Genomic DNA, 6869 nt, shown 5'->3' with positions numbered 1-6869 from the left:
ACGGTCGCTCCGCCAGCAGCCCGTTACGTAGGCATAGGTTCAGAGTATGGGAGGAACCCAGAAGGGGAGTAAGTTTTTTGGAGACGGCCACATGCTTGAAGACAGGCAACATCTCACAGCTGCGATGTATTTGCTATTGCCCGCAGTAAAAAAGGCGCCGGTTTTGCCAGCGCCTTTTCAATAAGAATAAAATCAGAGGTTGAATAGAATCTTAGCGCACGTCGCGTTCATTTACATTCACGCACCGGGCTCTAAGACCTTTGGTGGAGCGAATTCTTGTCGTTTGATTGCATCCAATCAAACGGAACACGCTCTAGCGTTCGCCGCACTGGCCTCTGTCACGCAGGACATGGTCAGCCAGAACACAGGCCATCATGGCTTCTCCAACCGGAACTGCGCGGATGCCAACGCAAGGGTCGTGACGACCTTTGGTCATCACATCGACCTCTTCCCCGCTGCGAGTGATGGATTTGCGTGGTGTCAGGATGGAAGAGGTTGGCTTTACAGCAAAGCGGACCACAACCGGCGCACCGGAAGAGATACCGCCCAGCACGCCACCTGCTTGGTTGGACAGGAAGTCAGGCTTGCCATCTTCGCCCATACGCATTTCGTCAGCGTTCTCTTCACCAGTCAAACATGCAGCTTCAAAACCGTTGCCGATCTCAACACCCTTCACAGCGTTGATGGACATCATGGCTGATGCGAGGTCTTGATCCAGCTTGCCGTAAAGCGGGGCACCAAGACCCACTGGTACATGTTCTGCGACTACTTCAATCACGGCCCCAATTGAAGAGCCCTCCTTGCGGATCCCATCGAGGTATTCTTCGAAGAACTTGGCAGCTTCCGCATCCGGGCAAAAGAATGGATTGTTGCCCACTTCGTTCCAATCCCAGTTGTCGCGATTGATCTTATGCGGGCCCATCTGGACCAGAGCGCCGCGGATCAGGATGTTTGGAATGACTTTGCGCGCCAAACCACCCGCAGCCACGCGGGACGCTGTTTCGCGTGCTGATGAACGTCCACCGCCGCGATAGTCGCGGATACCATATTTGGCATCGTAGGCGTAATCTGCGTGGCCCGGACGGTAGCGCTCTTTGATTTCGGAGTAATCCTTGGAGCGCTGATCAGTGTTCTCGATCATCAGGGAGATGGGCGTACCGGTCGTACGTTGTACGCCGTCTTCATCCACCATCACACCAGAGAGAATTTTGACCTGATCTGGTTCACGGCGCTGGGTGGTAAACTTGTTTTGCCCCGGCTTGCGCTGGTCCAGATACACCTGAATCTCTTCTGCTGTGATTGGAAGCAGAGGCGGACAACCATCGACGACGCAGCCAAGCGCTGGTCCGTGGCTTTCGCCCCATGTTGTTACGCGAAACAGATGACCAAAGGTGTTGTGGGACATGTTCTAGCAGTTCACTTTTAGAGCATGAGCACGTCCTGTCCGGCTGACTCTCTTCAATCAAACGGAACGCGCTCTGAGAATTACAGTGGTTTTAGGTGGGTTCCGACGGCAGGTCAATTGAGAGCCTTGCAGCACTTGCGTAATTTTCCCGAATGAACAAGCTGGATTTAGGCTTGTTCCCAGATTCAGGACTGCAAATGGGAGATCTCAAGGCGTGAAAAGAGCATTCAGGCACCGCCATTTTAATGCGTAAGCTCAAATTCATACAAAAAGCCCGAGCAACGTGGTGGGCACGTCCCCGGGCTTTTCTCATTCATTCAAACTTTTCATTCAGAACGTTGGCCCTGGATAAACCTTAGGCGCCGTGTTCCTGAATAAGTCTTTTTGCAACCAGATCATGGTCGAGCCACAGAGCCGGGCCTTCTGGCTGGCTGGCTTCGCCAAACATGAGCATGCCAGTTGCTGCAACAACATGCTGGCTGAGCTCGTCACTGACCAAAACATTGCGCTCTTTATGCAGGTCTACGATTTCCTGCGAGGTGCCAACAGTCTTGTCTACCTGCTCCGCTGAGTTTGGCATTGGCCAAGCTTCGAAGTTGTAGAACGGCTGCATTGCCTCACTGGTCTGGTAGTCGGATACCTTTTGCAGGACCTCTTCCAGAGATGCTTCTGGCTTGAGCATGCCTTCGCACTTCTGCCAGAGTGCATCCACCCATGCGCCGCCACCTTCTTTCTTGAAGGCTTGCAGCAGTGGCAGGAGAGACAGCTCGATGCCAGCAAACACGTCTGAAGAGTTGGTGCGGATTTCAGGGCAGTTGAACACTGTTGCCTTCACGCCGTCTTTCCATGCGCTTTCAGCAAAGTTCTCCAGAGCCATTTTAGCGTAGCCCTGCGTGTAGTTTGTGTAAGTCTGCCAGCGATACTCGTCCTCGATCAGGATGCGAGTGCCGTGATAACCATATGCGGTGTAGCGCACTTCGCCGCCAGCTGCTTCCACGCGGTCGCGGAGCGTCTTACTGGCTTCCAGCAGGTAACCGAAGCTGTTTGCAGTTACTTCCTCGAAGTTTTTAAGGATCAGCTTGCCCAGATCACTCTCGATAAGAGACTGAGATGGCATGTAGCGTGCACCGCGGCCTTTATAGATGCGGTTCGCGATTGCCATAAACACTTTTGCACGCGGAATACCGCCTGCCATTGTGTGGGCGAAGAAGACGTTCTTACCCGCTGGGATCATGGTATCCAGCTGTTCCATGACCTGAGCAAGAGCGCCTTTAAACCGGCTGGAGCCAAGACCGCGGCAGATCTCAACATGATCCCAGTCGAGCTTGTGATCCTGCCAATCTTTAATGGTCATTTCGTTGACCAGATCAGTCGGTGTCGCTGTGCCTTCAGGTGCGTCCAGTTCAAAACCCGCACGCAGAGGTACGTTGATGATTTTGCCGCCCAGATTGGCTTCGGCTTCTGCCAGCTCTTCTGGTGTCAGGGCGCGTGGCTTGTTGTTTTCATCCGGACGACCGACAGTAATGCCGATCACAGTCATCCCGGTTGCCTTTGCCTGATCGATCAAGCCAGTCGCATATCCGCGACCAAAAAGTTCGCCGAAGAGTACGAAGACATCGCCCTCTCCAAAAACGGTATTGCTGCTGATTGCCTTGAGTGGTCGAGACGTCTTCATCAAGATCTTCCAAAAAGTTTAAGAGTGTCGAGATTTCATAGGTGAGCGTTCTGCTCTTGTTGCCTAAAAATAACGAGTTACAACTGATTTAGGTAGCCTGTTTAGCTGGTCTTTATGCAGATTGTAGCAAAGCACTCCAAAATGTCGTGGACTGCCTTTGCTGTAGTATTCACTTTATGTGTCACAGTTTGTCGCTGACGCAAAAACCTGATCAATTTAACGACCAAGAATTGCGTTGTAAGCCCCCAATCTTAAAGGCTTGGTACAGCGCTGGACGTGAGAGCGTGCATTGGTACGTCCGTTGATCGGAATGCAGCTGAGTGTATCCGGATTGTTGTGAACTTAGATCCACGCCTCGGAACCGTCTCTCCAAAGAAGGAACTGATCTTGTGGCGTCTCCAGATCCGGGATTTCAGCAGGAGCGTAGCCACAGAGCAGGCCGCGCAGAACGCGCATGACTACGCCGTGCGCGACGATGATCATGGGGTCTTTTTGCTCAGACATCCATTCGGCGATGCGGTCAGAGACCATTTTGTAGCTCTCGCCTTCGGGATGCACATAGCCCCATTTATCTTCACGCCGCATACGAACCACTTCGGGACGCTTGATCATCATTTCAGGAACGGTCATTCCCTCCACATTGCCAAATGTGATTTCACGAAGACGGTCATCCACTTTGTAATCGGTCGGATCCAGCCCCATTTCCTTGCGCAGAATTTCCATGGTCTCGCGCGCGCGGATCATTGGTGAGCTGACAAAGATGAAATCATCTGCGGTCTTGCCAAGGTCTGGGAGAAAATCCTTCATCACCATACCGTTGCGCCGGGCCTGCTTGCGACCGGTGTCGTTGAGCGGAATATCCTGACCGCCCTGCATACGCCCTTCCAGGTTCCAGTCTGTTTGTCCATGACGGACATACAAAAGCGGAGTTGGTGTGGTTTTCGCAAGGGGCATCAACGAGCCAGTCATTCCATGGGCCTTCTGTAGGAGATTAGTCGGCAACCGATTTGTAGCGGCTTCTTACGAGGTACATGTGTCATTCCTCGTTAGAAAACAACAGTTATGCACACATTCTTGATTTAAGTCATATGTACCTTTACCAGCCTCACAAGCGCAAAAAAGGCGCTCCAAGAAGCGCCTTTTCTCAAACCTAATTGCTGAAGCAATTTAGACGACGGAGATATCCGGTGCGTCTACTGCCTTCATGCCAACCACATGGTAGCCGCTGTCAACATGGTGGGTTTCACCGGTAACAGAGCGGGACAAGTTGGATGTGAGGTAGAGAGCAGAATTTCCAACGTCGTTGATGGTTATGGTTTCACGCAGCGGTGCGTTGTACTCGTTCCATTTGAGGATGTAACGAAAATCGCCGATACCAGCTGCTGCCAGTGTTTTGATCGGACCTGCAGAAATCGCGTTCACACGGATTTTCTTAGGGCCAAGATCAACTGCAAGGTACTTGACGCTTGCTTCCAATGCAGCCTTTGCAACGCCCATGACGTTGTAGTTTGGCATGACCTTCTCAGCACCGTAGTAGGTGAGAGTTACAATGGAACCACCTTCGGTCATCAGCTTTTCTGCGCGACGGGCAACGGATGCCAGCGAGTAACAAGAAATCTGCATTGTCTTTGCAAAGTTGTCAGCGCTGGTGTCCAGATAACGGCCAGTCAGTTCTTCTTTGTCAGAGAAAGCGATCGCATGAATGACGAAGTCGATCTTGCCCCATTTTTGCTCCAGAACTTCAAATGCTGCATCAATGCTTGCTTCGTTCGTAACGTCACAATCACCTACAACAAGTGCATCGAGCTTTTCTGCTAATGGTTCAACACGCTTCTTCAGCGCTTCACCCTGATAGGTGAGTGCGATTTCAGCTCCGGCATCGTGTAGTGCTGTTGCAATACCCCAAGCGATGGACCGATTGTTGGCCAGTCCCATGATGAGACCACGTTTGCCGGCCATCAATCCTTGCGCTTCTGCCATGTTTTTCTCCTGAGTGAATATCACTTAATCTGGTGAACAGCCCCAAAATGCTATGGCACACTGTTCATTTGGCTTCAAGCCGTCGAAAAAAGCCCAATCAGACATGGACGTGTTCTTGCGCTCCCATTATCTGATAGTTAGAGGCAGATCAACTTCCAACACTGCGACGGAAACATGACTATTCCAAATTTGGTGAACGCGTTTCAAAAGATCATTGGGGACGCAAATGTGCTTGTCAGCGACCATGACAAGGCCCCATTTCTTGTTGAGTGGAGGGACAAATTTCGAGGCGCTACTCCCATGGTGCTGCGGCCCGGTTCCACATCAGAGGTTGCAGAGTGCGTGAAGCTTGCGGCTCAGCACGGTCTCACTGTGGTTCCACAGGGTGGCAACACGGGTTTGGTCGGGGGGCAAATCCCCAATCCAGATGGTAGCGAAATCGTGCTATCCCTTTCTAGATTAAATAAAATTCGCCACATCGACCCTGAAGGTTATACGATGGTAGCAGATGCAGGCGTCACGTTGCAGGCTGTTCATGATGCGGCTGAAAAGCATGATCGATTGTTCCCTTTGACGCTCGCTTCGCAAGGTTCCTGTGAGATTGGTGGCAACATTGCAACCAACGCCGGAGGCACTGCCGTCCTATCCTACGGGAACACCCGAGACCTTGTTCTCGGGCTCGAAGTTGTGCTCGCAAATGGTGAGGTCTGGGAGGGGCTTCGGACCCTGCGCAAAGACAATACCGGTTACGATTTGAAACAATTATTTATCGGCTCAGAGGGCACTTTGGGGATCATTACGGGTGCCAGCCTCAAATTATACCCAGCCCCTGCGTCGGTAGAGGTGGCTTTGGTCGCGCTAGATTCGCCTGCTAAGGCACTTTCACTGTTTTCATTGGCAAAAAGTCATGCCGGAAACATGCTTACCGGATTTGAGTTGATGCCACAGACCGGCATGCAGTTCATTTGTGAGCATATGGAACAGTCACGCGATCCGTTTGAAGAACAGCATCCGTGGTATGTGCTCATCGAGATTTCGGCGGGTACGAAAGACATCAACCTTGCCAGCCTGACAGAGACCATTTTCACCGAGGCATTTGAGGCTGATCTGCTGCGTGACGGATTGCTGGCGCAAAGCAAAGCGCAGGCCGCCGATTTCTGGCGGTTGCGTCATGGGCTTTCAGAGGCGCAGAAGTTTGAGGGCGGCTCCATCAAGCACGATGTCTCTGTGCCTGTTGCAAAGGTGCCTGAGTTTCTTGAGGAAGCCATCGCTGCCGTTAAAGAAGCTGTGCCGGGATGTCGCCCGGTTCCGTTTGGCCATATGGGCGACGGCAACATCCATTTTAACATCACCCAGCCGAAGGGTGCTGATAAAGCCGAGTACCTTGCCAAGTGGGATGATGTGAACCGGATCGTGCATGGGATCGTTGCCAGCTACAACGGCTCAATCTCAGCAGAACATGGCATCGGCATCCTGAAGCGAGATTTGCTGGCTGAAGTGAAAAGCACCACAGAGATGAACATGATGCGCGCTATTAAAGACGCACTCGATCCGACCAACATGTTCAATCCGGGCCGCGTTCTTTAGACAGTCCTAGTCAGGTGCTTCCAGTCCTTCCGGGAGCACCTGTCCTCCATCAACGACAATTTGCTGCCCAGTGATGTAACCTGCCTCTTCGCTGGCGAGGAAGAGCACAGCGCTTGCTACGTCTTGTGGCGCACCTAATCGGCCAAGCGGAATCGTTTGCCCCATCTTCTTCAGATACGCATCACTGTGAATCGGCATGCAAAATTGACCCGGTTAGGTGGG

The 6869-nt window shown here is 52.2% G+C and carries 5 protein-coding genes and 1 pseudogene; 1 reads left to right on the top strand and 5 read right to left on the bottom strand.

Going from position 1 to position 6869, the window contains the following annotated elements:
• Positions 1–313: 313 nt before the first annotated feature.
• From aroC to fabI, 4 genes are all read right to left on the bottom strand, one after another.
• Complete coding sequence (gene aroC, locus PsWM33_RS13395; RefSeq protein ID WP_057464885.1) at positions 314–1405, bottom strand: chorismate synthase; 1092 nt, start codon at positions 1403–1405, stop codon at positions 314–316.
• A gap of 355 nt (positions 1406–1760) precedes the next feature.
• Positions 1761–3080: an enoyl ACP reductase FabMG family protein gene (locus tag PsWM33_RS13390; protein WP_063300577.1), complete on the bottom strand. Its 1320-nt coding sequence runs from the start codon at positions 3078–3080 to the stop codon at positions 1761–1763.
• A 342-nt stretch (positions 3081–3422) separates the two neighbouring features.
• Complete coding sequence (locus PsWM33_RS13385; protein ID WP_063295556.1) at positions 3423–4049, bottom strand: histidine phosphatase family protein; 627 nt, start codon at positions 4047–4049, stop codon at positions 3423–3425.
• 198 nt (positions 4050–4247) lie between these two features.
• Complete coding sequence (fabI, locus tag PsWM33_RS13380; protein WP_063300576.1) at positions 4248–5060, bottom strand: enoyl-ACP reductase FabI; 813 nt, start codon at positions 5058–5060, stop codon at positions 4248–4250.
• 174 nt (positions 5061–5234) lie between these two features.
• Between fabI and PsWM33_RS13375 the strand changes: the two genes are divergently transcribed.
• Entirely contained in the window at positions 5235–6647 is a 1413-nt protein-coding gene (locus PsWM33_RS13375) for an FAD-binding oxidoreductase (protein WP_063300575.1), read from the top strand.
• A 6-nt stretch (positions 6648–6653) separates the two neighbouring features.
• Here the strand turns inward: PsWM33_RS13375 and PsWM33_RS13370 are convergent.
• Positions 6654–6827: pseudogene (locus PsWM33_RS13370) on the bottom strand (SDR family oxidoreductase); the annotation flags it as partial.
• Positions 6828–6869 lie beyond the last annotated feature (42 nt).

This window comes from Pseudovibrio sp. WM33 (genome assembly GCF_001623165.1).
Taxonomy (GTDB): domain Bacteria; phylum Pseudomonadota; class Alphaproteobacteria; order Rhizobiales; family Stappiaceae; genus Pseudovibrio.
This window is presented reverse-complemented; position numbering and strand designations above follow the sequence as displayed.